The sequence below is a fragment of the Aurantiacibacter hainanensis genome (assembly GCF_036321025.1).
GTDB classification, from domain to species: domain Bacteria; phylum Pseudomonadota; class Alphaproteobacteria; order Sphingomonadales; family Sphingomonadaceae; genus Alteraurantiacibacter; species Alteraurantiacibacter hainanensis.
This window is the reverse complement of the sequence record NZ_JAZAPB010000001.1, coordinates 937,092-961,981: the sequence shown is the minus strand read 5'-3', so window position 1 is coordinate 961,981 and position 24,890 is coordinate 937,092. Positions and strand designations below refer to the sequence as shown.

The 24,890-nt window shown below is 66.0% G+C and carries 26 protein-coding genes; 12 read left to right on the top strand and 14 right to left on the bottom strand.

The window, feature by feature from the left end:
- Position 1: 1 nt before the first annotated feature.
- A complete protein-coding gene (locus AAA989_RS04770) occupies positions 2–700 on the top strand; it encodes an NAD-dependent deacylase (RefSeq protein ID WP_338241510.1) in 699 nt (232 codons plus the stop codon).
- 42 nt (positions 701–742) lie between these two features.
- Positions 743–1,504 carry a hypothetical protein gene (locus tag AAA989_RS04765; RefSeq protein ID WP_338241507.1) on the top strand — a complete coding sequence of 254 codons (762 nt, stop codon included), beginning with the start codon at positions 743–745 and terminating at the stop codon, positions 1,502–1,504.
- A 96-nt stretch (positions 1,505–1,600) separates the two neighbouring features.
- Here AAA989_RS04765 and AAA989_RS04760 read toward each other — a convergent pair whose 3' ends face one another.
- The 5 genes from AAA989_RS04760 to mutM form a co-directional block, all read right to left on the bottom strand.
- Positions 1,601–2,065, bottom strand: a complete 465-nt coding sequence (locus AAA989_RS04760) for a hypothetical protein (RefSeq protein WP_338241506.1) — start codon at positions 2,063–2,065, stop codon at positions 1,601–1,603.
- Positions 2,066–2,210: 145 nt separating this feature from the next.
- Positions 2,211–2,996 carry a HesA/MoeB/ThiF family protein gene (locus tag AAA989_RS04755; protein ID WP_338241504.1) on the bottom strand — a complete coding sequence of 262 codons (786 nt, stop codon included), beginning with the start codon at positions 2,994–2,996 and terminating at the stop codon, positions 2,211–2,213.
- 88 nt (positions 2,997–3,084) lie between these two features.
- Positions 3,085–4,488 carry a chromosomal replication initiator protein DnaA gene (gene dnaA, locus AAA989_RS04750; RefSeq protein ID WP_338241502.1) on the bottom strand — a complete coding sequence of 468 codons (1,404 nt, stop codon included), beginning with the start codon at positions 4,486–4,488 and terminating at the stop codon, positions 3,085–3,087.
- Between the two features lie 531 nt (positions 4,489–5,019).
- Positions 5,020–5,280, bottom strand: coding sequence for a 30S ribosomal protein S20 (rpsT, locus tag AAA989_RS04745; protein WP_338241500.1), 261 nt, complete (start codon positions 5,278–5,280; stop codon positions 5,020–5,022).
- Positions 5,281–5,445: 165 nt separating this feature from the next.
- Positions 5,446–6,261, bottom strand: coding sequence for a bifunctional DNA-formamidopyrimidine glycosylase/DNA-(apurinic or apyrimidinic site) lyase (mutM, locus tag AAA989_RS04740; RefSeq protein WP_338241499.1), 816 nt, complete (start codon positions 6,259–6,261; stop codon positions 5,446–5,448).
- A gap of 56 nt (positions 6,262–6,317) precedes the next feature.
- Between mutM and AAA989_RS04735 the strand changes: the two genes are divergently transcribed.
- The 4 genes from AAA989_RS04735 (at position 6,318) to dut (ending at position 10,948) form a co-directional block, all read left to right on the top strand.
- The gene (locus AAA989_RS04735; RefSeq protein ID WP_338241498.1) at positions 6,318–7,049 is read left to right on the top strand and encodes a class I SAM-dependent methyltransferase; all 732 of its coding nucleotides are present in this window, start codon (positions 6,318–6,320) and stop codon (positions 7,047–7,049) included.
- A gap of 4 nt (positions 7,050–7,053) precedes the next feature.
- Entirely contained in the window at positions 7,054–8,607 is a 1,554-nt protein-coding gene (gene ubiB / locus AAA989_RS04730) for a 2-polyprenylphenol 6-hydroxylase (RefSeq protein ID WP_338241497.1), read from the top strand.
- Between the two features lie 159 nt (positions 8,608–8,766).
- Positions 8,767–10,485 carry a bifunctional phosphopantothenoylcysteine decarboxylase/phosphopantothenate synthase gene (locus tag AAA989_RS04725; RefSeq protein WP_338241496.1) on the top strand — a complete coding sequence of 573 codons (1,719 nt, stop codon included), beginning with the start codon at positions 8,767–8,769 and terminating at the stop codon, positions 10,483–10,485.
- The gene (gene dut, locus AAA989_RS04720) at positions 10,478–10,948 is read left to right on the top strand and encodes a dUTP diphosphatase (protein ID WP_338241494.1); all 471 of its coding nucleotides are present in this window, start codon (positions 10,478–10,480) and stop codon (positions 10,946–10,948) included. Before AAA989_RS04725 ends, dut begins: the two co-directional genes overlap by 8 nt.
- On the opposite strand, the gene AAA989_RS04715 is transcribed toward dut, so the two are convergent.
- Positions 10,945–11,499, bottom strand: a complete 555-nt coding sequence (locus tag AAA989_RS04715) for a hypothetical protein (protein ID WP_338241493.1) — start codon at positions 11,497–11,499, stop codon at positions 10,945–10,947. The genes dut and AAA989_RS04715 overlap by 4 nt on opposite strands.
- 125 nt (positions 11,500–11,624) lie before the next feature.
- Between AAA989_RS04715 and AAA989_RS04710 the strand changes: the two genes are divergently transcribed.
- Positions 11,625–12,647 carry a winged helix-turn-helix domain-containing protein gene (locus AAA989_RS04710; protein WP_338241491.1) on the top strand — a complete coding sequence of 341 codons (1,023 nt, stop codon included), beginning with the start codon at positions 11,625–11,627 and terminating at the stop codon, positions 12,645–12,647.
- 17 nt (positions 12,648–12,664) lie between these two features.
- Here AAA989_RS04710 and AAA989_RS04705 read toward each other — a convergent pair whose 3' ends face one another.
- The 5 genes from AAA989_RS04705 to secB all read right to left on the bottom strand — a co-directional run bounded on the left by AAA989_RS04705 (position 12,665) and on the right by secB (position 17,749).
- Complete coding sequence (locus AAA989_RS04705) at positions 12,665–13,543, bottom strand: hypothetical protein (RefSeq protein WP_338241488.1); 879 nt, start codon at positions 13,541–13,543, stop codon at positions 12,665–12,667.
- Between the two features lie 106 nt (positions 13,544–13,649).
- On the bottom strand, positions 13,650–14,372 hold the full coding sequence (locus AAA989_RS04700) for a DUF4136 domain-containing protein (protein ID WP_338241487.1): 723 nt from the start codon (positions 14,370–14,372) through the stop codon (positions 13,650–13,652).
- 155 nt (positions 14,373–14,527) lie between these two features.
- A complete protein-coding gene (trpS, locus tag AAA989_RS04695; RefSeq protein WP_338241485.1) occupies positions 14,528–15,577 on the bottom strand; it encodes a tryptophan--tRNA ligase in 1,050 nt (349 codons plus the stop codon).
- Positions 15,574–17,163, bottom strand: coding sequence for a murein biosynthesis integral membrane protein MurJ (gene murJ / locus AAA989_RS04690; RefSeq protein ID WP_338241483.1), 1,590 nt, complete (start codon positions 17,161–17,163; stop codon positions 15,574–15,576). The genes trpS and murJ overlap by 4 nt, the downstream gene beginning before the upstream one ends.
- Positions 17,164–17,191: 28 nt before the next feature.
- A complete protein-coding gene (gene secB, locus AAA989_RS04685; protein ID WP_338241482.1) occupies positions 17,192–17,749 on the bottom strand; it encodes a protein-export chaperone SecB in 558 nt (185 codons plus the stop codon).
- 234 nt (positions 17,750–17,983) lie between these two features.
- Between secB and AAA989_RS04680 the strand changes: the two genes are divergently transcribed.
- The 3 genes from AAA989_RS04680 to AAA989_RS04670 are packed head-to-tail and all read left to right on the top strand — an operon-like array spanning position 17,984 to position 20,414.
- Positions 17,984–18,643, top strand: a complete 660-nt coding sequence (locus AAA989_RS04680; RefSeq protein WP_338242182.1) for a Tim44/TimA family putative adaptor protein — start codon at positions 17,984–17,986, stop codon at positions 18,641–18,643.
- A gap of 14 nt (positions 18,644–18,657) precedes the next feature.
- On the top strand, positions 18,658–19,848 hold the full coding sequence (gene mltA, locus AAA989_RS04675) for a murein transglycosylase A (protein ID WP_338241479.1): 1,191 nt from the start codon (positions 18,658–18,660) through the stop codon (positions 19,846–19,848).
- Positions 19,845–20,414, top strand: a complete 570-nt coding sequence (locus AAA989_RS04670; RefSeq protein WP_338241477.1) for a Smr/MutS family protein — start codon at positions 19,845–19,847, stop codon at positions 20,412–20,414. Before mltA ends, AAA989_RS04670 begins: the two co-directional genes overlap by 4 nt.
- Positions 20,415–20,417: 3 nt before the next feature.
- Here AAA989_RS04670 and AAA989_RS04665 read toward each other — a convergent pair whose 3' ends face one another.
- The gene (locus AAA989_RS04665; RefSeq protein ID WP_338241475.1) at positions 20,418–20,951 is read right to left on the bottom strand and encodes a DUF2306 domain-containing protein; all 534 of its coding nucleotides are present in this window, start codon (positions 20,949–20,951) and stop codon (positions 20,418–20,420) included.
- A 164-nt stretch (positions 20,952–21,115) separates the two neighbouring features.
- On the opposite strand from AAA989_RS04665, the gene AAA989_RS04660 reads away from it, so the two are divergent.
- Positions 21,116–21,910, top strand: a complete 795-nt coding sequence (locus AAA989_RS04660) for a LytTR family DNA-binding domain-containing protein (RefSeq protein WP_338241474.1) — start codon at positions 21,116–21,118, stop codon at positions 21,908–21,910.
- Between the two features lie 7 nt (positions 21,911–21,917).
- Here AAA989_RS04660 and AAA989_RS04655 read toward each other — a convergent pair whose 3' ends face one another.
- Entirely contained in the window at positions 21,918–22,922 is a 1,005-nt protein-coding gene (locus AAA989_RS04655) for an amidohydrolase family protein (protein WP_338241471.1), read from the bottom strand.
- Between the two features lie 17 nt (positions 22,923–22,939).
- Positions 22,940–23,416 carry an Lrp/AsnC family transcriptional regulator gene (locus AAA989_RS04650; RefSeq protein ID WP_338241469.1) on the bottom strand — a complete coding sequence of 159 codons (477 nt, stop codon included), beginning with the start codon at positions 23,414–23,416 and terminating at the stop codon, positions 22,940–22,942.
- 77 nt (positions 23,417–23,493) lie between these two features.
- Here AAA989_RS04650 and AAA989_RS04645 point away from each other — a divergent pair, with 77 nt between their 5' ends.
- On the top strand, positions 23,494–24,846 hold the full coding sequence (locus tag AAA989_RS04645; protein ID WP_338241466.1) for a S41 family peptidase: 1,353 nt from the start codon (positions 23,494–23,496) through the stop codon (positions 24,844–24,846).
- Positions 24,847–24,890 lie beyond the last annotated feature (44 nt).

The following is a 24,890-nucleotide window of genomic DNA, read 5'->3' as shown; positions in this document are numbered from 1 at the left end:
CATGACCGATATCCGCAACATCGTGATCCTGACAGGGGCGGGGATTTCCGCCGAGAGCGGGCTGAAGACCTTCCGCGCCGAGGACGGCCTGTGGGAAAACCATCCGGTCGAGGAAGTCGCCACGCCCGAGGGGTTCGCCCGCGACCCGGCGCTGGTCCAGCGCTTCTACGACGAACGCCGCACGCAGATCCGCGCCGCCAGGCCCAATCCCGCGCACGAGGCGCTGGGCCGACTGGACCGCGAGTTTTCTGGCGAACTGCTGATCGTCACGCAGAACATCGACGACCTGCACGAACGCGGCGGGGCATCGCGCGTGCTGCACATGCACGGTGAGGCGTTGAGCGCGTGGTGCCGGGCCTGCGACGCGCGCCACGCCTGGGAAGGATCGCTGGGCGACGGCCCTTCATGCCCCGCCTGCGGCGAAGTGGCGATGCGCCCCGACATCGTTTGGTTCGGCGAGATGCCCTACCAGATGGACCGGATCTTCGACGCACTGGCGCGGGCAGACCTGTTCGTCTCCATCGGCACCAGCGGCGCGGTCTACCCCGCCGCAGGATTCGTGCAAAAGGCGGGCGCGAACGGCGCGCGCACGCTGGAGCTGAACCTGGAAGAGAGCCTGGGCAGCCGCCATTTCGACGAGACGCGGCTGGGCGCTGCCAGCGAACTGGTGCCTGTTTGGGTCGACGAGATACTGGGGTAATATCGGCCTGACGCGAGTCTGGACGGGCAAGGGGGAAGTCTGATGCGGTTGCGGCGCCTGGCAGAGAATCTCAGGGAGCAGAACTGGACCGCGGTCGTCCTCGATTTCCTTATCGTCGTGAGCGGCGTCTTCATCGCCATCCAGGTCGCCAACTGGAATGACCATCGCCTCCAGCTTGAACGCAGCCAGGCCTACAACGAGCAATTGTTGATCGACCTCGAGGCCGATGCCGAGACTGGCCGTCGAGGGGTCCGCAACGCGGATGCCATCGACGAGGCGGCCGATGTCGTCCTCATGAGTATCGCCGGCGATGCCGGGGCGTCGGCGATCAGTGACGGCAGGTTGCTTACTGCCTTGCTGCTCGCCGGGTATGCCTACATCCCCGACGCCACTTCCACGACCTATGACGAGATGATCAGCACCGGCGCTCTCGGATCCATCGACGATGCCGATTTCAAGCGCCGGTTGGCGGGTTACTATGAGCTGATGGAGGCGGGCAGGCAGTGGAACGACCTGCTGCGTGCCGAGCAGATGGCATACAACGATGCCATCAGAGGCGTGCTGACCCGTGACCAGGCCAGCTGGGCGCGTGCAAACGCAATGGCGAGCGATCCCGTTCTCCCCGCCGGGATCGAATTCGATCGCGACGAATTCCTGCGCCGGGTCATCGCGCGACCGGAGATTGCCGAGTCACTCCACGCCATGGGTGCCTTGCAGCAAAGGCTACGAGACGATTCCATGCAGCAGGAACGCTCTGCCGTGGAACTCGCGGAGTTGGTTCGCGCGGAAATGGCCGGGCAATGATGGACTGACACCGGCCCGGTCTATGTGTCGAGGAAGAGCAGGCCAACCGACGCTGCCGCCGGACCGAGTGGCCCGGCGGCGTGTTCGTCAGTTCATTCAGTTCGGCATCATCTCGATTTCACGGGTCAGGTAGACTCCGCCGATCTCGCGAATCTCGTTGTAGAGATTGGTGACCGTTTCGTTGGAACTTTCCATGTTGGCATTGCCCCAGGCGGTCATGAACGCGTCATAGCGTGCGCGCGAGGGTTGCAGGTTCTCGCCCGGGAACTCGATCACCAGCAGCAGGTGAAAGGAATCGCCGGCCGGCGCCATGTTGGCGTAGATGCCGTAATCTTCGATATGTCCGAGGCCCTTGGCGACCTCGTTGGCGGCAACCCATGTTTGCCGCAGACCCTCCAGATATGTGTCCATCTGGCCAGGATCGACGCGCACGGTGGTCAATTCCACCACCGAATCGGAATATTCGTAGTCTTCGTATTCACGAAGTTGCGCCGCAGCCGGTGTGGACACGGTCGTAAGCGCGATTGCTGCCGCCAATGTGCCAAGTGCAAGCTTTTTCATAATATTCCCCTTTGGTAAGACGCACGCCACCACGGCGTGCCGGCCAAAGGGACGGGCGACCCATGCGACCCCTAGCACTGGCCGCCCCCCTGACGCATTGAAGTGTCGGCCTTACATGCCGCCGTGTCAATCGGCGGTGACGCGTTCAGGTGGCGGAGCAGCCCGAACAGCCCGGGTCCTTCGCAATGGAAAGCGTGCGCATGCCGGGCTTCAGTCCGTCCATCAGGTGCAGCATGCCGTATTGGGGATCGCCCATCGCGCCGCTCCCGCTCACCAGCAGGCGGATCGCCTGCATGGAGGCGAAGGTGCCGACCCAGCCGACCATGGCGCCCAGCACCCCGTCCTCGGCGCAGGTATCGCAGTCCTCGGCATCGAAGGCATCGCCCACGAAGCAGCGGTAGCAGCTCTGATCGGGCCTGTGCCCGGCAAAGGCACCGACCTGGCCCTGGAAACGGCCCACGGCGGCGGAAAGCAGAGGGATTCCGGCGGCCACGCAGGCGTCGGAAACGGTCAGACGCGTGGCGAAATTGTCCGTACCGTCGAGCACCAGGTCGGCACCCTCTATCATGGTCCCGACATTTTCTGCGCCGATGCGCCGGTCGTGGATCGAGACGCTAAGTTTCTCGTCGAAGTTCGCCAGCCAGCGGCGCGCGGACACCGCCTTGCCGTGGCCGATGTCGCGCGTCGTGTAGATCGTCTGGCGCTGCAGGTTGCTGGCAGAGACCTTGTCGTCGTCGATCAGGGTAAGTTGCCCGACGCCCGCTCCGGCGAGGTATTGCAACGCCGGGGCACCGATCCCGCCGAGGCCCACCAGCACGACGTGCGAACGTGCGAGCGCCGCCTGTCCCGCGCCGCCGATTTCGGGCAGCACGATGTGGCGGGCGAAGCGGTCGAGCCGTTCTTCGGTGAGGGGGTGCGGTGCGTCTGACATGGGACAGCGCTGTTGGCACGCCGTGGAGCGACTGTCGATATCAGGTGGAAAACCTTCCCGGGGCCAGGGCCCGCGGGAAGGCGTTCGATCAGCTTTCCAGCTGCCGCAGCAGGCTGCGCACGTCGCCGTCCATGTCGGCGTCGCGCTGGCGTAGGTCCTCGATCAGGCGCACGGCGTGGATCACGGTCGAGTGATCGCGGCCGCCGAACTTGCGCCCGATTTCCGGGTAGCTGCGCGGAGTGAGCACCTTGGCAAGATACATCGCCACCTGGCGCGGACGCACCACCGCGCGGGCGCGGCGCTTGCTGCTCATTTCCGCGCGGTCGATGCGATAGAACTGGCAGACGGTCCGCTGGATCTCGTCGATGGTGATCCGGCGACGGTTGGCCGACAGGATGTCGGTCAGCTGTTCCTCGGCCAGCTGCAGCGAGACTTCCTGCCCGGTCAGCTGGGCATAGGCGATCAGCTTGTTCAGGCCGCCCACCAGTTCGCGCACGTTGCGCGATACGGTGCGGGCGAGGAAGTCGATCACGTCGCCGGGCACTTCCAACGGCGCGAACTTGGTCAGCTTGGATTCGAGGATCGCGCGGCGAAGCTCGATATCGGCGGGCTGGATGTCGGCCACCAGGCCCATCGACAGGCGGGAGAGCAGGCGCGGCTCGACGCCGTCCAGTGCCTGCGGGGCACGGTCGGCGGCGAAGACCAGCCGCTTGCCCTCGGCCAGCAGCGCGTCGATCGTGTAGAGCAGTTCCTCCTGCGCCGAGGCCTTGCCGATGATGAACTGGATGTCGTCCACCAGCAGCAGGTCGAAACCGCGCAGGCGGGCCTTGAACTCGATCATCTCGTTCGATTTCAGGGCCTGCACGAATTCCACCATGAACCGCTCGGCAGAGCAGTAGAAGATGCGCGCACGCGGGTGCGTCTGCAGGTAGGCATGGCCGATGGCGTGCAGCAGGTGCGTCTTGCCCTGGCCGGTGGCGGCCTTGAGGTAGAGCGGGCTGAACTGCGGCTTCTCGGCGCGCGACATGCGCTCGGCTGCGTTCTTGGCCAGCACGTTGGTGCTGCCGGTGACGAAGGCGGCGAAGGTCTGCGTCGGGTCGAGGCCGACGCTGGCGGTGAAGCCGTCATCGCCGATCGATTCCATCGCCAGGCTGGCGTCGTTCGCGGCGCGGTGGCCGAAGCCGTCCTGCCCGCGAAGATCGAGGTCGGCGATCTTGCGGCGACCGGGGTGCACCTTGATGGAGATGTGACGCACTTCGCTGCTGGCGATCTTCCATGCCAGCGACAGGCGATCGTGATAGCGATCCTCCACCCAGCTGGCGGAAAATTCCGTCGGCAGGAAAAGGTCGAGCGTGCCCGTCTCGTGGTTCAGCTTGCCCAGCTGGATCGGCTTGATCCACTGGGTGAAGAGCTGGTGACCGAGATCCTTTCGCAGGCCCTGGCTGATGTCCGCCCAGTCGGCTGCGAGATCGATCGCTTCCTGCTCTTCCATCTTTGCTTCAACATCCTCACGTTTCGCCGATTGATTGCGCCCGCCATGCGGCCCCATCCGAATCATCTTATTATTACCCCAATGCTCGTTAATTCGGCCTGCCCGATATGCCCCGTCAAAGGCGTCGACCTGCGACAAAACTTCCCCATCCGGCGAAGGCATTTTCCCCTCACCGAACCACTTGTCGACCGCCCGTCTGTTGATGGCCGCGATGGTAATCTCGCGGCCGGAAGACTGTTATGAACCTTACCGAAGGAAGCTCAAGTAGCGGCTGTCAAAAATATTTAAAAAATGGCCATTGACACCCCGCAGTGCCGCAGACTTGCGTGCAAGCCACTGAAAAACAGCGATTTCCGTGTGACAGTCTGGCGAATCGCGAGATTTCCTAGACTTAAGCTCAAGGGGTCAGCATCCCTTTTGCACATGCGAAAAGGGCCGGTGGAAAAACCACCGGCCCCTTCGATATCGTGTTCCGATTTCGTTCTGCCGAAGCGACTTCAGCAAGGCCGAATCATGTCGGCCAAATCCGAATCAGAGAGCGGAGACTCGCTTGCTCAGACGGCTCATCTTGCGGGCCGCCGTGTTCTTGTGCAGCACGCCCTTGGCAACGCCCTTGGCGATCTCGGGCTGCGCCTGCTTCAGCGCGGCCTGGGCCTCGTCCTTCTTGCCTTCGGTGCAGGCCGTTTCGACCTTCTTGATGAAGCCGCGGATGCGGCTCTTGCGCGCACCGTTGATTTCGGAGCGGCGGTTGTTGCGACGGATGCGCTTCTTGGATTGCAGCGTATTGGCCATGTCTGTCCTTGTTTCGGGCAGCGGCACCGCCCTTGCATCTTCGTTTATGTGTTTAGCTGAATCGGCAGCGAACCGCCGGAAAGCGGCGCAATTAGTGCGTCAGGGGCGAAAATGCAAGGTTTGTTTGCGCGGCCGCCTCTGCAGGCACCGGGCGCGCCAAACCCGCTATTTCTGGCAGGCCGGGCAGAACCAGGTGCTGCGCCCGCCCTGCGCTATGCGCCGCACGGTGCCCTGGGCGCAAGTCACGCATGCCTCGCCCTCGCGCCCATAGATCTTGAAGCGGGTGGCGAAGTAGCCAAGCTCGCCGTCGGGACGGGCATAGTCGCGCAGGGTCGATCCGCCATCGAGAATGGATTGCTGCAGCACGTCGCGGATGGCCGGAACCAGCCGCTCCAGCGCGGGACGAAAGACGCGGCCGCCGGCCTTGCGCGGGTGGATGCCGGCGCGGTGCAGCGCCTCGCACACGTATATGTTGCCAAGGCCCGCCACCACGTGCTGGTCCAGCAGCAGCAGCTTGATCGCCTGTTTCCGCCCCCTGATCGCGGCGCGCAGGTGATCCACCGTCAGCCCGTCTCCCAGCGGCTCCGGCCCCATGGCGGCGAAGGCGGGCCAGCTCTCCAGCGCCTGTGTCTCGACGAGGTCGACGTAACCGAAGCGGCGCGGATCGTTCAGCGCGAAGCGGTGATCGGCGGTCTCCAGCAGCAGGTGGTCGTGCCGGTCCGCGGCCTCCGGGTCGATCCGCCACCGCCCGCTCATGCCGAGGTGGAAGATCATCGTGTGCGCACGGTCCGTATGTATAAGGCCATACTTGGCGCGGCGTCCCAGCGTCGTCACGCGCGCTCCTGTCAGGGCCTGGCCCAATCCTTCGGGGAAGGGAAAGCGCATGTCCGGCCGGCCCAGCACCACGCGCTCGATCCGCTCCCCTTCGAGGAAACGCGCGAGGCCCCGCACGGTGGTTTCGACTTCGGGAAGCTCCGGCATGGGGCAGCCCTTTATCACCCTTTGCGCTGCGGGCAATTGCCCCTAAGTGGGCTGCCATGACCGACACAGTCTCCTTCGGCTACGAAGACGTCGCCCCGGAAGAGAAGACCGTCCGCGTGGGCGCCGTCTTTTCCAACGTCGCCCGCAAGTACGACATCATGAACGATGCCATGTCGGGCGGCATGCACCGGTTGTGGAAAGACCAGTTCGTCCGCCGCGTGAAGCCGCAACCGGGCGAGGCCATCCTCGACATGGCAGGCGGCACGGGAGACATCGCCTTCCGCATGGCTGCGCGCGGGGCAGAGGTGGTGGTGGCCGACATCAACCAGGACATGCTGGACGTAGGCATAGAGCGCGCGATGGAACGGGGGCTGGATGGCCTTTCGTGGTCGTGCCAGAATGCCGAGACGCTGACCTATCCCGACCGGCAGTTCGATGCCTACACGATCGTCTTCGGCATCCGCAACGTGACCCACATCGACAAGGCCCTGCGCGAGGCGCACCGCGTGCTGAGATACGGCGGGCGGTTCTACTGCATGGAATTCAGCACCACCGAGTGGCCGGGATTCAAGGAGGTCTACGACGCCTATTCCCACAAGCTGATGCCCAAGATCGGCAAGGCCATCGCCGGGGACGAGGACAGCTATCGCTACCTCGCCGAATCGATCCGCCGCTTTCCCAGGCCCGCCGAGTTCGAGGCGATGATCAGGGATGCGGGTTTCGCGCGGACGAGGGTCGAGAAGATCCTCGGCGGCGCGGTGTGCATCCATTCGGGCTGGAAAGTCTGAAGGGGTGGCAAGACCTGCCACTCATGTCTGGCGGCTTGGCAAGTGGGCGCGCATCCTTGCGCGGCACGGCGCCCTGCGCGGTATCCAGAACGATCCGAACACGCCTGCACCGGTCAAGCGGCTGATCGCCGTCTTCAGCATCGGCACGCTCAAATCGCGCGAGCCCGACTATGCCGGCGCCTTCCGCGAGATCGGCCCCGCCGCCATCAAGCTGGGGCAGACCCTGGCCACCCGGCCAGACCTGGTGGGAGACGAGGCGGCCAGGAACCTGCTGAGCCTGCAGGACAGCCTGCCGCCGGTGCCCTTCGCGGCGATCCGCAAGCAGATCGAGGACAGCTTCGAGCGTCCGCTTGAGGACATATTCAGCGAAGTCGATCCCGATCCGGTAGGCGCGGCCTCCATCGCGCAGGTTCACAAGGGCATCACGACCGACGGCAAGGTCGTCGCGATCAAGGTGCTGCGCCCCGGCATCCGCGAAAAGTTCGAGCGCGACATTGCCACCTACGAATGGGCCGCCGCGCACCTGGAAGCCATGGGCGGCGAGGCGCGCCGCCTGCGCCCGCGCCTGACCATCGCCAACTTCAAGCGCTGGACCAATTCCGAACTGGATTTCCGCCGCGAGGCCGCCAGCGCGTCCGAACTGACGGAAACCATGCGCGGGGTGGACGGCTACTGCATTCCGGAGATCGACTGGGACCGTACCAACGGCCGCGTGCTGACGATCGAGTGGATCGACGGCGTGAAGATCAGCAAGACCGACGAACTGCGAGAGGCCGGGCACGACCTTCCGGACCTGGCGCGGCGGCTGGTGCTGGCCTTCCTCACCCAGGCGATCAGCGGCGGATTCTTTCACGCCGACATGCATCAGGGCAACCTGTTCGTGAAGGCGGACGGCACCATCGCGGCCATCGACTTCGGCATCATGGGCCGGATCAATCGCCGCGCGCGGCAATGGCTGGCCGAAATTCTCTACGGCCTGATCACGGGCGACTACCGCCGCGTGGCCGAAATCCATTTCGAGGCGCAATACGTCCCCAGCTATCACTCGGTAGAGGAATTCGCGACCGCGCTGCGCGCCGTGGGCGAACCCATGCGCGGCAAGCCGGTAAGCGAGCTCTCGGTGGGCCAGATGCTGGACGGCCTGTTCGCCATCACCCGCGATTTCGACATGCAGACCCAGCCGCACCTGCTGCTGCTGCAAAAGACCATGGTGATGGTCGAGGGCATCGCAACGCAGCTCGATCCGAAGATCAACATGTGGGACGTATCCGCCCCCTACGTGCGCAGCTGGATTCGCGACGAACTGGGTCCGGAAGCGGCGATCGCCAACCGTATCCGCACCGATATCGACACCCTGCTGCGCCTTCCCGACCTGTTGCGCCGGATAGAAGACCGTTTTCCGCCCAAGGGCGGCGCGCCGGAACCCCCGCCGCTGCCCGAGGTCGAGCTGGTCTGGGAACGCCGCCGCGAAGGCAGGGCCTGGGTGGGCTATGGCATCGCCGCCGTGCTGGGCGGGGCGGCCGTCTGGGCGGCAGGCCTCGCCGGGCTGATCGGCTGATCGCCACGCCGGGCAGACGGGCCGAGGCCTATCCAGCGGAAAACTTTCTCCAAAGACCGGCGCGAAAAGGGAAAGGCAACCTTAACCAAGATTTGCCATGAGGACTGCTTGGACTATTAGCGGGCCTATGAACCGATGCTTGAGCAGCGGATTGACGTGATGGAACAGGAGGGACAGTCGACCAGTCCTCGAATCCTGCTTGTGGTGGGCGGCGGCATCGCCGCCTACAAGTCGTGCGAGCTCGTCCGCCTGATCGCCAAGGGTGGGGGTGAGACCTCCTGCGTGCTGACGCAGGGCGGTGCGCAGTTCGTCACGCCGATGGCGCTGGCCGCCCTTTCCGGCAACCAGGTCCACACATCCCTGTGGGACCTGAAGAACGAGGCCGAGATCGGCCATATCCAGCTTTCGCGCGATGCCGATCTGGTGGTCGTCTGTCCTGCCACGGCAGACCTGATGGCCAAGATGAACGCCGGCATCGCCGACGATCTGGCCACCACGCTGATCCTCGCCACCGACAAGCCAGTGCTCGCCGTGCCCGCCATGAACGTGAAGATGTGGGAGCACGAGGCGACGCAGCGCAACATCGAATCGCTGCGCGAAGCGGGAGTGCGGGTGATGACGCCCGACGAGGGCGCGATGGCCTGCGGTGAATTCGGCCCCGGACGCCTGCCCGAGCCGGAAATGGTCTGGCTGGAAATCGCCGACATGCTGGGTCTCGATCCCGGCGTCGCGGGGGCCGACATCGAGGAATACCTGCGCGCCTTCGAAGCGGGTGCGGAGGAGGAAGATTACGAGGACGACGCGGACCTGGGCAAGGACCATCCCGGCGGCCTGGCCGGAATGCTTGCCAGCATCATCCCGCGCTCCACCCCGCGCAAGGTTGACGAGGACGACGTCACCTTCGAAGGCGAGGAACTGGAAGACGGCGAGCTGGAAGGCGAAAACGCCCTTAATACCGGGCCGGACCTGCCCGAACCGGACTACACCGGCTCCGAACACCTGATGGCGACCAAGGGCAAGGCCAAGGCCGCCCCGCCGACCGACCGCGAGGCGATCAACCACGAGGTCAACGCGAGGCAGGAAGCACCGCAGCCGTTCGAGGGCGAGGAAGCCGCGGCCCCGGTCAATCCGCTGGAGCCGGGCCACGTGCAGTCGCCCGAACTCGACCCGATCGACACTTTCGATCCGCTGGCGGGCCAGCCGGGGTTCGAGCAGGATATCGAGCACCGTCCGCTCTACGGCAAACACGTGCTCGTCACCGCCGGCCCCACGCACGAAGCGATCGACCCCGTGCGCTACCTGGCCAACAGGTCCAGCGGCAAGCAGGGCTTTGCCATCGCCGCCGCAGCAGCAGCAGCCGGAGCGAAGGTCACGCTGGTCGCGGGGCCGGTGCACCTGCGCACGCCGCTGGGCGTGGAGCGCATCGACGTGGAAAGCGCGGAAGACATGGCCAAGGCCGTGCGCGACGCGCTGCCGGTGGATGCCGCGGTCATGGTGGCCGCCGTCGCCGACTGGCGCACGAAGGATTACAATGCCGTCAAGATCAAGAAGCGCGGTTCCGCGCCGCCCGCGCTGGTGCTGACCGAAAACCCCGACATCCTTGCCAGCGTGGCCGCCAATCCCAAGCGGCCCGACCTGCTGATCGGCTTTGCCGCCGAAACCAACGACGTGGTCGAAAACGCCCGCAAGAAGCGCAAGAGCAAGGGCGTCGACTGGATCGTCGCCAACGATGTCTCGGGCGAAGTGATGGGCGGCGACAGCAACCAGGTGCACCTGGTGCGCGAAGGCAAGGTGGAGCACTGGGATCCGATGACCAAGCAGGACGTCGCCACCAAGCTGATCGAGGAAATTGCGGAGAAACTGAACAAGGATGACTGAGCCTGTCCCCGGCCGCGTGCCCGTGAAGATCAAGCGCCTGCCGCATGGCGAGGGACTGGACCTGCCCGCCTACGCCACCGACGGCGCGGCGGGCATGGACGTGGTGGCGGCCGAGGCCATCATCCTGGGGCCAGGCTCGCGCCACGCGGTGGCCACCGGGTTCGCCGTCGCCATTCCGCCGGGATACGAAATCCAGGTGCGTCCGCGCTCCGGTCTGGCGCTGAAGCACGGAATATCCGTGCCCAATACGCCGGGCACCATCGACAGCGACTATCGGGGCGAGGTGAAGGTCATCATGATCAACCACTCGGCTAACGATTTCGCCATAGAGCGTGGCGACCGGATCGCGCAGCTGGTGCTGGCCCCGGTCACCCTGGCAGCGTGGGACGAAGTGGACAGCCTGGACGAAACCGCGCGCGGGGCGGGCGGCTTCGGTTCCACCGGCGGACACGGCGCGCTCTAGGACCGCTCCTGAATCGTCGCGCGGTGGAAGCATGCCGCCGATGCCAGCCAGATCGCGGCGAAGAACAGCAGGACGCCCCATTCCACGGCGTGTCCTGGCATCATTCGCTGAGCCAGCACTCCCATCAGCGGCTGGGCCAGGCCCATCGCGCCCATGATCCAGCGCATCCTCGATGGACGGAGCCAGGCCAAGAGCGTGGCCAGCAGCGCGGCCAGCACCAGCCAGTAGAAACCGAGGTTGAGCGCTTCATCCTCCGAGCCGATGAAGCCCACGGCACCGTTGATCCAGAACGTGAGGAAGGCGGCAAGGCCGGCGATCATCAGGCCGGCCCTGGCTGGCAGGGTGCGGGCGGTGCGCACCGCCAGCTCGATTGCGCCGCCAAGGAACAGCAGCATCAGCGCCGCCGCGAGGAAGTCGAACGGCGTCCAGTTCACTTCGGCGGTGAATTGCATGGCGACCGCGGGAAGCAGCAGCAGCGCCAGCGCGCTGCCCCAGCCGGCGATGCGCCAGCCATTGAGCAGGGAGCGGGAAGATCGGGTCTCGACTGTCATGGCAAAATCCTTTCGATTGACCTCGCCAAACTGCCGCGCAGCGCGGGTGAGCGGCATGAGGAAATCGTGAGCAATCGCTGAAAACCTTCCGCTATCCTTTTTGCTGGCATAGGAATCGGCACTGGATGCAGGACGAGGCCGCCATTCTCCATTTCGACCGTTTCGCGCTCGACCGCGCGAATCGCCGGCTCACGCGGGGCGGGCACGAGGTGGAGATCGGCAGTCGCTATTTCGACGCGCTGACGCTGCTGGTGGAAGCGCGCGGCGCGCTGGTTTCCAAGGATCGCTTCATGGACGAGGTATGGCGCGGCGTGCCGGTGACGGACGAGGCGCTGACCCAGTGCATCCGCACCCTGCGCCGCGCGCTGGACGACGATGCCGCGAGCCCGCGCTTCATCGCCACCGTTCCCAAGCACGGCTACCGCTTCGTCGGATCGCTCGAGGGGCAAGCCGAGCCCGACGCACCCCCGGCCATGCCGGCGCACCGATCCGCGGGCCGCATCGCCGCGGCATCCACCATCGGCGGCGCGCTGGCAGGCGTGTTCGGCGGATTGCTTTATGGTCTTCTGCTTTCCTCGCAGGACGAGGGGGCGGGCAGCGCGTTGTTTCTCGCCATGGTGGCATTGTGCCTAGCAGTGGGCGTACTGGGCGGCGCCGGCGTGGGAATTGGCATGGCGCTTGCCACCGCCCTGCGCGGGACGAGCACGGCGACGCTGACGCTTGGCGGCGGCATCGGCGGCATTGTCGTCGGCGCGCTGGGACGCCTCGTGGGGGTGGACCTGTTCGAGGTGCTGGCAGGGGTTGGGGTCGGTCCGGTGACGGGGCTCCTCGAAGGCGGCGTGGTCGGCATGCTGGCGGGCGGAGCCTGCGCGCTCACCCTGCGATACCGCGGATGGAAGGGCGCTGCATTGGCGGCGCTGCTGGGCGCGTCCGGAGGCGCGCTGCTGGCCTTGGCCGGCGGCAGGCTGATGGCAGGCAGTCTGCTGCTGCTGGATCACACGGTGGCCGATTCGCGGCTGCGGATCGACGGCCTGGGCGCGTTGCTGGGAGAACCGCAGTTCGGCCAGGCGAGCCTGACCACAAGTTCGGCGCTGGAAGCGGCGGTGTTCGTTACCTGCGTGGCGCTGGCCTTGCAGCGCACGCGATAGCCTTGGGCCCGCGCGTCCTAGTCGTAGATCAGCATCAGGTATGAAGCGCGCAGGAGGCTGGGCACAGCCTCTCCCGCGGCGTTGCGGGCAGCCGTATACTCGCCAGGGCCGGTAAATGCGGTGCATACGCCGCGCACATCGCGATCGCGCCAGTTGGGCGATTGCAAAACGCAATCGGTCGCGTTTCCTTCCGCGTCGATGACAAGGCGGAGCTGCATGAGCTGGCTGGCCCTGTTCACCAGCATGGCGGGGGGCCTGCGGATCGCCTGGGCAACGACAGAGATGTTGTCGATCGTAGCCGGCGTGGCGACGGCTTCCGGCGTGACGACATCGACCTGCCAGCCCGCCATCAATTCCTGCTCGCAGGCACGCAGGTCTGCCAGGGGGCTTTCCAGCGAGCCGAGCATCAGCGTGACCGGCTCCATCTCGGGCGTATCGAAACTGACCCGCGTCGCGTCGGGATCGAGCGGGATGCTTCCGCGCGTGTCGCTCTCTCCCGACCAGGCATAGACGAAGTGCAGGCCGGACGCGCGATGGACGACGAAGTTGATCTCCCCGCCATCGCCGCGCTTCCCCACGATCATGTGGATGTTCTGCATGTCCTCGACATCGCCGAAGGCAGCGCTGCCCTGTTCGGCGGCCTCGTCGTTGCGCGGCAGGTCATCCCCGCTGATCATGATGCGATAGCTGCCCGTCGGGCCGTAGCTGTAGATCACCATCCGAACCGGGCTGTCGGCATCGCCGAAGTTGCGGACGAGGCCGCAGTATTCGTCGGTCTTGCCCCAGTTCCACTCGTCCAGCGGCTCTAGCACGCGCTCCTGTGCCTGTGCATCAGGCCCCGTGGCGAACAGCATGGCTGCGCCGATTACGGCCGCCATCCATTTCGGTGCGATCATGCGACATCCCCCCTTGCGCGGAGAATAGCTTGCTGAATCGCATAAGAAAAGGGCGGCCCACCGGATCGGAGGGCCGCCCTTTCGCATGTTCCGGTCTGGCTGCGCCTTACCGCTCGTTGCGGCGCACCGGCTGGTCTTCCGGGGCGATGGAGATGCGCACGGTTTCGCCGGAGTTGCCCGGGAAATCGGTGAACATGGCTTCCACCAGGTTGGGCACCAGGTACTGCAGGCGATCCGAGGTGGATGCGGCCTGGGCCTTGCCCTCGAACAGTCGCTCGCCCGTCGCCGCGTCGTCGATCTTCAGGTCGATGCCGCTGGTGTAGACGGTGTAGCTGGTGATGTCCGGCCCGCGGTTGAAGAACGGGTCATGCCAGCCGAAGCCCCATGCCCGGTCGTGGACATAGGCCACGCGGCGGTTGCCATCACGGTCGCGGAAGACGACAGGGCGGGCATAGCTGCGCCACGGGCTGTAGAACGGATCGCGATAGCCGTAGCCGAAGCCGGTCGAACGGATTCGCTCGCGCCCGTCGTCGACGCCGTAGTCGAAGCGGACAAGCAGGGTGGCGTCTTCGGGCGAGGCGGCCTGGACATAGCCCAGCTGCGCCATCTCTTCCTCCACCTCGTCGGCATAGAGCGCGAACTCGAGACCGCCGGCCAGGGCAGGATCGTCGGCCACGACGAAGAAGCTCTGTCCCTGCGGTGCAGGCAGCTGGCTTTCGAAGCGAGACACGTCCGCTCGGAACGGCGTGGCACAGGCGGCAAGGCCAAGCGCCAGGGCGGGCACGGCGGCCAGCTTCGCACCTTTCGGGTTAAACAGGGATTTCAGCATTTCAAACTCTCTCACTTGCTGCGGCAGCGCGCGAGGCTCCTCAGCTCCAGCGCGCATGATTCTGCGATGACTGGTGCAATAGCAAGGGCAGAGTGAACCGAAGTTGAACTGGTTTAGGCCAAAAGTTCAGCGATTTCAGTGAGATTGACCGGAAATCAGCCTCTCACGAGGCCCAGCGACTTGTAGGCCCTGTCGAGCGTAGGCGCCGACAGTTCGCGTGCGCGCGACGCGCCGCGTGCAAGAATCGCATCGAGTTCCTCCCGATCCTGCTTCAGCGCCACGAATCGATCGCGAATGGGGCCGAGCGTCTCGACCATCCGCTCCGCCAGCGCGGGCTTGAACTGGCCGAAGCCCTGTCCGCCATGCTCGGCCAGCACCGCCTCGGGCGTGGTTTCGGTCAGGGCGGCGTAGATCGTCACCAGGTTCAGCGCCTCAGGCCTGCCCTCCAGCCCTTCGACCTCGCTGGGCAGGGGTTCGGGATCGGTCTTCGCCTTCTTCACCTTCTGCGCCATGGTGTCGGCATCGTCGGCAAGGGCGATGCGGCTCATCTCGGACGGGTCCGACTTGCTCATCTTCTTCGTTCCGTCGCGCAGGCTCATGATGCGCGCGGCGGCGGGCGGGATGAAGGGTTCGGGCAGGGTGAAGACCGGATCGCCCTCGGAAGCGAAGTCGTTGTTGAACTTCTGCGCGATGTCGCGGGCCAGTTCCAGGTGCTGCTTCTGGTCTTCGCCCACCGGCACGTGGGTGGCCTGGTAAAGCAGCACGTCGGCTGCCTGCAGCACCGGGTAGCTGAACAGTGCGACGGACTGGCCCTCGCGGTTCTTGCCGGCCTTGTCCTTCCACTGGGTCATGCGGTTGAGCCATCCCATGCGCGCGGTGCCCATCAGCAGCCATTGCAGCTCGGCATGGGCGGGCACCTGCGCCTGGTTGAACAGCACGCATCGCGACGGGTCGAGGCCGCAGGCGACCAGCGCGGCGGTCATCTCCAGCGAGTTCGCGTGCAGTTCGGCGGGAACGTGCGGCTGCGAGAGGGCGTGCAGGTCGGCCAGGAAGAACAGGCACCTCGATTCCTGTGCGCTGCCGCCTTCGGCTGCCTGAGCGCGGGCATCCATCTCGTCCTGCATCTTTACCCAGTTGCGGATCGCGCCGAGGTAATTGCCAAGGTGCAGGTTCCCGGTGGGCTGGATTCCCGATACGACGATCATGAGACTTTCGGCTCTCTCTTCTTCATGAATATGGCGATGCGTTCCCGGCTGACCGCGCCGATGGCGAAGGCAACGCCGAAATAGACGACGACGGCGCAGGCGACGAGCGCGCCCAGCGCCAGCAGCCGTGCGAACAGCCCGGCGGCATAGAACTCCGTTAGCAAGTCGCGGGCATAGAACAAGGCCGCGCCCATTGCGGCGGCGGCGATCAGTTGCCGGGCAAGCCGCCCCAGCAGCGGCCAGTCGAGCCGGTAATGCCCGCGCGCCTGCAGCACCGCGTAAAGGATGCCGCAGTTGAGCCATGCGCCGATGGCGCTGGCAGCCGCCACGCCTTCCACGCCGAAACGCTGCAGGAAGGCCACGTTGAAACCGACGAACACCACCAGCGCGGCAAAGGCGGCATAGACCGGCGTGCGCGTATCGCTGCGGGCGTAGAAGCTGGGCACCAGGACCTTTACCAGCACGTAGGCAGGCAGCCCCGCCACCAGCACCGCCAGCACGTTGCCGGTTATCGCGGCATCGGCGGCATCGAAGCGGCCGCCCTGAAAAATCATGGTGATGAACGGCACGGCGCAGATCGCCAGTGCAACGGCCGCGGGCAGGGTGAGAAGCATGCCAAGCTCGATGGCGTTGGACTGCACGCGGGCCGCGCCCTGCTTGTCGTTCGCGCCCACGAACTTGGAAAGCGTGGGCAGGATGGCGGTGGAAAGGGCAATGCCGATGATGCCCAGCGGCAGCTGGTTCAGCCGGTCGGCATAGTTCATCCAGCTCACCGCGCTGCCTTCCAGCTGGTTGAGGAAGTAGACCTGCAGCAGCGTGTTGATCTGGTAGGCGCCGCCGCCGATCGCCGCGGGCAGGGCGATGATGCCCAGTCGCTTAACCTCGGGCGTCAGCCTGGGCCGGCTTATCCAGCGGGGGCGAAACCCCTCGACATGCGCCCAGTAGACCAGCCAGGCGAGCTGCAGCACGCCCGCCACCGGGATCGCCCAGGCGACGACATAGCCCATCGCCTCCACGCTTTGTTCCACGCCGCCGGTTGCTTCCACCCAGAGAAGGGTGGCGATCAGCACCGCGTTGAGAATGATCGGGAAGCTCGCGCCGGGTCCGAAGCGGGAGACGGAATTGAGCATGCCCGTCAGCAGCGTCACCACGCTGACCAGGAATATGTAGGGGAACATGATCCGCGCGAAATCGACCGCGTAGTCGAATTCGTCGGGATTGATCGGCTTGTCCGACAGCAGCCAGATCACGCCCGGCATGGCGATCTCGAAAATCGCCGTCAGCGCGATCAGCACCGGAACGAAGACCGATATGACGTCCTGCGAGAAGCTGCGCGCTTCGTCCAGGCCGTCCTCGCCATCCTTGCTGTGCAGCCGCTTGGAGAACATCGGCACGAAGGCGGCCGAGAAGGCCCCTTCGGCGAACAGGCGGCGGAACACGTTGGGGATGATCAGTGCCTGAAACCAGGCATCCGTCACGTCGTTCGCGCCGAGCACGCGCGCGAAGATCATCTCGCGCGCCATGCCCGCCACGCGGCTCACCATGGTGAGCGAGCCGATCGTGCCGACGTTCTTGAGCAGGCTCATCGGTCAGTGCCCGCCTTGATCGGTGAAATCAGCCTTCGCCGCCGGCGGGTGTATCGCCCGTCGTCGCCGGAGCCGTGCCGCCCTGGCCCTGTTCGGCCGTGCGCTGCTGCTGCATGCGCTGGACATAGAGGCCGTTGAAGTCGATCGGATCGAGCATCAGCGGGGCAAAGCCGGCGTCGCGGATCGCATCGGACACCACGCGGCGGGCGAACGGAAACAGGATCCGCGGCGCTTCCGCATAGGTGAAGGCGTGGCTCTGCGCCTCGTTCATGTTGCGCATCCCCACCAGCCCGCAATAGGCCAGGTCGACGATGTAGGCAGTGCCCTGTTCCATCTTGGCGGTGACGGTGATCTTCAGTTCCACCTCGGTCACGTCGTCGCTGGCCTGCTTGGCGCCGATGTTGAACTGCACGTCCATCTGCGGCTGGTCCTGCCAGCGATAGGACTGCGGGGCGTGCGGATTCTCGATCGAGAGATCTTTCACGTACTGCGAGATGATGCCGGCCACGGGCGCCGTGTCGTTGCCATTGCTGGCGGCAGTCGCTGCATCGTCGAGATTCTTGAGAACGTCGCCTTCGTCGGCCATGATCGATCGTCTTTCACTGCTGGATGTGCGCATTGGAATCGCGCGGATAAATGCTGGCGCGCGCCTATCACCCCTTGCCCGGCGCCGCAATGGCGCGGCGAAGTGTGGCCTGCGCGCTTCAGGGATACTTAAGGGACGGTTGTTCATTTGATATTGGCCACTATCTGGTTCACAATAGTGGTCGGGCGCGTCCGCCGCCGTAATTCGATGCGGACAGAATGGGATTACCGCGTGATTATGATCGAAATCGTCATCCTCGCCATGATTGCCGCCTTCCTCGGCATGCGCCTCTATTCGGTGCTGGGCCGTCGGGCCGAGCATGAGGAAGAGGTCATTCCCACCAAGCGGTTCGACCGGCCGGACGAGCAGTCCGCGCCGCACACCCTGACGCAGCCCAACGCCGAAAGCGCGCAGAACGAACGCGCCATCGCCGGTTTCCCGCCCGCCATCGAACGCGGCCTGCGCGAAATCTCCGCGGCGGATCGCAATTTCGAACTGCTCGGCTTCATGGAAGGTGCCAAGGGCGCCTACGAAGTGGTGCTGGATGCGTTCTGGCGCGGCGACAAGGACGAACTGCGCGAGCTGTGCGACGAGGACGTGTACGAAAGCTTCGCTGCCGTCATCGACGAGCGTGAGGAAGCGGGCATCACCATGGACAATCGCCTGATCCGCATCGAGGACACGACGATCCATTCGGCGCAGCTCGACGGACGAACCGCGCGCATCGCGGTGCTGTTCATCTCCGACATCGCCAGCCTCAGCCGCGACAGGGATGGCAACATCGTGGCGGGATCGCTGGACGATGCCGTGGAAAGCCGCGACATCTGGACGTTCAGCCGCGACGTGCGCAGCAACGATCCGCAGTGGCTGCTCGACGAGACCGATCAGGGCTGATAGCGGCCCGGCGCGTGAACACGGCGCGCCTTCTTTCCTGCCTTGCCCTCTTCGCGCTGGTCGTGGCCTGTTCGCGCATCGTGCCCGAGAGCGGGCCGCAGCAGCCAGGTCCGATCGCTTACAACGCGGCCAGCCTCGGCGTGGCCGCCGGGCCTTCGCTCGCAAGCCTGCCGATCCGGGCCGTCGATGCCGGCAACGCGCTGGGCGCCTTCGTCGCCAGTTGCCACGTGCCGCGCAGCCGGGAGGACCTGTCGGGCCTAACCCGGCTGGAGGACTGGACTACGCCCTGCGATGCCGCAGCCAACTGGCCCCGCACCGATGCCGCAGCTTTCTTCGCACGGCACTTCACCCCGGTCGTCGTTGGTGATGGGCAGGGCTTTGCCACCGGATACTTCGAACCGCAGATCGCCGGCAGCCGCACGCGCCGTCCGGGATACGATGTGCCGGTCTACGCCGTGCCGGACGATCTGGAGCGCTGCTGGCGCGACGAGATTCCCGCAAGCGAGCGCGAAGGCCGCGCTCCCCTCTCTCGCCGCATGCCAGACGGGCGCTGCGTCGAATACCATACCCGCGCGGAAATAGAGGACGGCGCGCTGCAAGGGCGCGGCCTGGAAATCGGCTGGGCGGCAGACCCGTTGGAATTCTTCTTCCTGCAGATCCAGGGCAGCGGCCAGCTGATCAGCCCCGAAGGCGACGTGCTTCGCATCGGCTATGCCGGGCAGAACGGCCACGCCTACACCAGCATCGGCGCGCTGATGCGCGAACGTGGGCTGCTGGGAGACGGGCCGGGCCAGTATCCCGGATCGATGCAGGGCATCATGGACTACATCCGCGAGAACCCCCCAGCGGGCACTGCGCTGATGCGCGAGAACGAAAGCTGGGTCTTCTTCCGCGTGCTCGACGGGCCGGCAGCGCAGATCGGTCCGCTCGGCTCCATCGGGGTGCCGGTGACCGCGGAAAACAGCGTCGCCGTCGATCCCGACTTCGTGCCCTACGGCGCGCCGGTGTTCCTCGACCTCGACAGGAACGAGGCCGACGGCCTGTGGGTAGCGCAGGATACCGGCGGGGCGATTACCGGGGCGAACCGCTTCGATACCTTCTGGGGCGCAGGCGAACGCGCACGCGAGGTTGCTGGCAGCATGAGCGGGCGGGGACGCGCCGTCGTGCTGTTGCCGCGTGCCTCCGCCCGAAGGCTGGGGCTGTGAGCGGACGCGCCCCGCGCGGCCTGTCGCCGGAGGAAACCGCGCTGTGGAACAAGCTGGCGGCAACGGTGAAGCCGCTGCGCCCCGATCCTCCCGCTGCGAGCAAGCAAGGCCAGGCGAAGCAGGCAGGAGACGCGCGCCCGGTAGTTCCGCAGCCCACGAAGCTGTCGGCCAGGAAACCTGTCGTCCCTCTCCAGCAGCCCAAACCCGCGCCCGGTCCCGGACCGGGCCTCGATTCCCACTGGGAGCGGCGTCTGTCGCGCGCCGGTGCCCAGCCCGATTTCACGCTCGACCTGCATGGCCACACGCTCGAGCAGGCCTATCGCCGGCTCGACAGCGGGTTGGTGCAGGCCAAGGCCATGGGCGCGCGGCTGGTGCTGGTGGTGACCGGCAAGCCGCGTCCCGTCCAGGCCGCCGACCGGGGCGAGAAGCGCGGGGCCATCCGCGCCAAGATCCTCGACTGGCTTGCCGTGGGGCAGCACGCCTCCGACATCGCCGCCGTCAGGAACGCGCACCGCCGCCACGGGGGCGAGGGTGCGCTCTACCTGGTGCTGCGAAGGCCGCGCTAGGCATCAGCCCAGCAGCATGTCGTGCATCAGGCGGCCCTCGATGGCGAAGGCCCAGACGGCGGGGATCATCAGCGCGCCGAGGAACAGGGTGACGATCTCGTTGCGGTGTCCCTTGATGTCTCCCCGGCGCGCCTTGGCGACGGTCATCCATGCCGCGCGGTAGGTGATCGGCACGAAGATATGGATCCAGCTGAAGGTGCCGAGGCCGTGGATGAACAGCGTGCTGGTGGCGGTTATCACCATCAGCGCCACCCACAGCTTGCCCAGCTGCTTGTGCATGGCGGTGCCCTTGGGGGCCAGCAGCAGGTAGAGCCCCAGCGGAACACAGGGGACGACCGTGGTCACGTGGAAAGCGATGGCCAGGTTCTGCAGATGCGGCAGGTCGGGCGAGAGGCCCAGCACCGCACGGCCGAGGGCGAGCACGCACAGGACGCTCATCACGGTGCCGGACACGATCACCAGGCCGCGGGTAAGCGGTCCCAGATCGAGGGTGCCGAAAGGCCGGTGGAACGGGTTGGCATAGGTCAGCGCATTCATTGCGGAAACTCCGTGTGGTTCGTTGCTTGCCCCGCCGTGATGCCCGTTGCCGGTTTGCCGGCAACGGCGCCTGCGGCGGATGGCGCGATCCTTCGCGAAAAGCGCGGATTTCCGGGGACACGCCACTTTACGAAGCGCGAACTGGCGCTAGTCTCGCCCGCACCATGACCGATACCGGCCCTTCGCGTTCGCCGCAGCTGCGCCGCTTCATCATCGATCTGTCGATCATGCTGGTCATCGGCGTGGTACTGGCGCTGCTCGGCCCGTTCGGCAGCTTTGCCGATCCGATCGAGGAACGGCTGGTCTACTGGGTCGGCCTCGCGGTTGCGGGCTATGCCTGCTATTTCCCCATCAACGGCCTGGTGGTGCCCTGGGGCAGGCGACTCGATTTCCCCGAATGGGCGCTCTGGATGGCTTCGGTGCTGATCGCCACCGTTCCGATGTCACTGGCCATCTGGACGCTGGGTTTCGTCGGTCGCGACTTCCGATGGCCGCAGCTGGGCGAGGCTTTCGGCACCTATCTCAACGTGCTGGTGATCGGCGCAGGCATCACCGTGCTGTTTCACTTGCTGAATCGTCATCCCGCGCCGCGTCCCGCCCCGGGGCCGGCGCAAGCACCCGGGCCCGTGCAGAACACGGAAGCAAGCGCTCCCGCCTTCCTCGATCGCCTGCCCGCGCAAATCGGGACGGACCTGATCGCGCTGGAGATGGAAGACCACTACGTGCGCGCGCATACCGCGCTGGGCAGCGACCTTGTGCTGATGCGGATGCGCGATGCGGTTGCCGAACTGTCCGGGTTGGAAGGCGAGCAGGTGCATCGCAGCTGGTGGGTCGCCCGCGGCGCCGTGGCCGAGGTGAAACGCGACGGGCGCAACGTGCGCCTGGTGCTCGACAACGGCCTGGAGGCTCCGGTCAGCCGCGCCAACGTCTCGCTGCTGAAGGATCGCGGCTGGATCTAGCCGCGCCCTATTCGCCCATCGCGCGGGCGCGCATGGCCGCCTCGTCCAGCTCCAGGAACCGTACGGCATTGCCGAACAGGATATCGTGCTTCTGCTGATCGGTGAGGTAATCCGCTTCCTCGATGATCGCGATCGACCGGTCGAGCATTTCCGGCCAGACGAGGGAATCGGTGCCGAACATGATGCGGCCCGCCAGCCCGGCGTCGACGAGGTCGCGCAGATAGACATGGAAGTCGTCCGACCAGGTGATCGGGCCGCTGATCTCGACATAGAGCTGCGGGTATGACCACAGCATCATCTTCAGTTCGTCATGGAAGCCCGAGGCCATGTGCTGAATGGATATCCGAAGGTCCGGATGACGGTGCAGGACGGGTTCCAGCAGCAGCGGATTGCCCGCGCTGACGCGGAAATCGGGGTAGAAGGCGATCACGCCGGGCAGGCCGAGGCCCATGTGATAGCCTACCGGCACATCCAGCTCCTCCATCAGCGCCCAGAAGGGCCGCATGCGCGCATCGTCGGGTTCGATGCCGTGATACTGGTTGGTCACTTCGCCCAGCATCACGAAACCGCCGTTGGCGAACAGTTCGCGCATGGCCTCCACATCCTCGTATGCGTCGCCGCGTCCGATGCGGAAGCCCAGGCTGGGAATGAAGCGGTCCGGCGCGGCGGCGACCCATTGGCGCACGCGGTCCGGCGGGCCTTGCAGGAGCGCGATGGCGTTGTTCGCCTCCAGCCGCGCGATGGTGCGGGCGAGCAGTTCCTCGTCCGTCTCCACGGCCACCAGCGGATCGTCGCAGGCGGCATCGAACCACGCCTCTCCATACTGATCGACATAGGGACGCGAGTGATCGAGCACCGGCTCGTTCGCCATCAGGGGAATGCAGTACTGCATTCCGGGAGGGTAGTCCGCCACCGTCTCTGCATGGACATGCATGTCGATCACCGGCTGCTGGGCATAGGCGGGGCCGGCGGCCAGCGCGGCGGCAATGGTGGCGAGCGACAATCGGCGCATGGTGGTCCCCCGGAAGGTTACAGCGGTATGGTGTAGTCTGCCTTGTGCCGTTTCTTGACGACGTGGCTTTCGAACCGGCGCACGGCGGGCGAGGCTTCCAGCGTGGCGTCGGCAAAGGCATCGTAATCGGCCATGTCGCGCGAGACGACCAGCAGGACCATGTCCAGCTCCCCCGCGATATCCAGCATCAGCTGCACGCGCGGCTCTGCCTGCAATCGGCGCCGCAGCTTGCCGCTTTCCTCGGTTTCGTGCCGCTGCAGGTAGATCTTCACCAGGGTGGTGAAGGGATAGCCGGTCAGGTCGGGGCGCAGGATCGCCGTGTCGCGCTCTATCACCCCCTCGGCGCGCAGTCGGCGGATGCGCCGGGCGATGACCGAGGGCGAACGCCCGATCTTCTCCGCCAGTGCATCGCCCGTCATCAGGGCGTCGCGCTGCAACCAGGCGAGAATGGCGCGGTCGATACCGTCGAGGGTCATCGAACGATGGATAGGCATTTGCCAGATTCTGGCAAGCACCAAGCTGCCTTTGCCAGCAACTGTCGCGCCGCCGGGACTAGTCGGCGCACATGACGATGACGTATCGCACCCTGTTCGTACGCCTGGGCTGGGCCGTGCTCCTCAGCCTGGGAAGCACGCTGTTCGCGCTGCTTGCGCCGACGCCGGCGCCGGTCGCGGCGCAGGAGGCCCCCGTCGTGCGACCCGCAGCGGTGGTGGAGGATGTCCGCCGCGTCATCGCGCGGCGCTACGTGCTGCCCGAGAAACGGCCGGCGCTCGACGCCGTGCTGGCGGAGGGGCTGGCGGCGGGCCGCTATGACGTGACGGACCCGGTGGAACTCGCCGCCCGGATCAACGCCGATCTCTCGCGCGTGGGACAGGACAAGCATCTCACCCTCTCCTACGATCCGCGCACCTTTGCCGCCCTGCGCTCGGGCGAAGAAGGCGGCGAATTCGACCTGGCGGCCTACGAGACGGAAGTGCGCTCGGGCAATCACGGCGTCACCCGCCTGCTGAACCTGCCGGGCAACGTGCGCTACCTCGAGTACACCGGCTTCGACTGGATCGGCGAAGAGAGCGCCGAGGCCATCGATACCGCGATGCGGTTCCTGGCTGGAGGCGATGCGGCGATCATAGACCTGCGCCGGAACGGCGGCGGCAGCCCCGAAGCGGTGCAGCACATGGTGAGCCATTTCCTGAAAGCGGGGCAGCCGCTGGTCACGTTCTACATGGAAGGCGAGGCAGAGCCCGGCGTGCCGCACACGCTGGACAATCTTGCTGCGCCGCGCATGGTGGGAATGCCGCTCTACGTCCTGATTTCCGGCGGCACGGGCAGCGCGGCGGAGGAGTTCGCCGGACACGTGTCGGGTTTCGGAATCGGTGAGCTCGTTGGCGAAAACACCGCCGGGGCGGGCTTTCGCAACACCTACGAGCCCGTGGGCGACGGTTTCGCGCTGAGCGTTTCCATCGGGCGTGCCGTGCTCGCATCGACCGGGCGCGACTGGGAAGGCACGGGCCATGCACCGACCATCCCCACAAGTGCGGACGCGGCAATGAACGTCGCCTGGCACACGGCCCTGGCGCGGCTTGCGCAGGACGGGGAAGGACCTGACCGAGACCGTCTTGCCGCGCTGGCCGACAACGTCGCGGCCCTTTCGCAAAGCCGCCCGAGCGCGCGCTCTCTCGATCGCTATGCCGGCACCTACGGCACGCGCGGCGTGCGCCTGGCGGGCGAAACGCTCGCCTACATGCGGGAAGGCCGGGTTGAGGAACCGCTGGTGCCGCTTGGCGGCGACCGCTTCACCTGGCGCAGCGATCCCTCGCGTCTGCTGACATTCGTGGTGGAAGGCGAGGAAGTGACGGGCTTCGAGCTCGGCACCGTGGATGCCCCGGCGCGGGCTCGTTATCAGCGAGGTCCTGCGGCGGACTAGGCGTCCGGCTGCACCGCGGGCAGACAAAAGGCCCCCGGCATCGC